The organism is Elizabethkingia argenteiflava (assembly GCF_009904105.1).
Lineage (GTDB): Bacteria > Bacteroidota > Bacteroidia > Flavobacteriales > Weeksellaceae > Elizabethkingia > Elizabethkingia argenteiflava.
On the sequence record NZ_JAAABJ010000237.1, the window covers coordinates 1 to 759 of the forward strand.

1 protein-coding gene is annotated in these 759 nt (G+C 28.6%); it reads right to left on the bottom strand.

Going from position 1 to position 759, the window contains the following annotated elements:
* Positions 1 to 131: transposase-like zinc-binding domain-containing protein (locus tag GNY06_RS15480; protein ID WP_449390388.1), on the bottom strand; the 131-nt coding region annotated here is incomplete at its 3' end.
* Positions 132 to 759 lie beyond the last annotated feature (628 nt).

Here is a 759-nt window from a genome sequence, read left to right on the forward strand (position 1 = left end):
GTTTTTGAATATTCACCCCCTCTTTTATATACCGTAAAATTAAATCCACAATTTTTACATTTGTATCTTTGAAGATTCCTGACGATACCGTTTTTTATTTTTTCAGACTCATGACATTTTGGACAATCCATTATTTTTTAGTAAAGATAAAAAACTATCTTAATTTATCAGCACTAAAAAATAAAAGAAACTTAATAATTTAAAAATCTGTATTGGCTAAGCGCACTAAGGGTATGAATCTTTAAATTTTCAATCAAAATAAAGGCTGTTTATATTTTATGGGCCGCCTTTCTTAATTTATATTCTAAGGGGTTGGTATCGCTATATCCCATCTATAGCATTAGGCTTTATTCTCTTTATTTTAGTCGTGAGCGGCAAAGCCTGAACACAATTATTTCCATTTTTAAGAATCCTAGAGATAGGATCAGTGAGGCATATAATTTCGATCATCTCTTAAACTTAAGAATATAGAATGTTTATCAGATCAATGCAGATCAGGCTTCAAGTGAGCAGAATGTTTCTAGTTGGGCTGCTATTATAAAAATAGTTAATTTTTATTTTTTTTGATTAAAAATATTAGTTTTTATTCTTTATATATTGAAAATAATAATACATTTGTATAATAACCTAAATTACACATGATGAAAAAAACAATGATTTCGTTGTTGCTATTAGGATCTATAGCGACAACATTTACTCTTTCTTGTAGCAGAAATGAGGACAATAAGTCTTTTACCGCTACCGCTTCTACTTCTGATA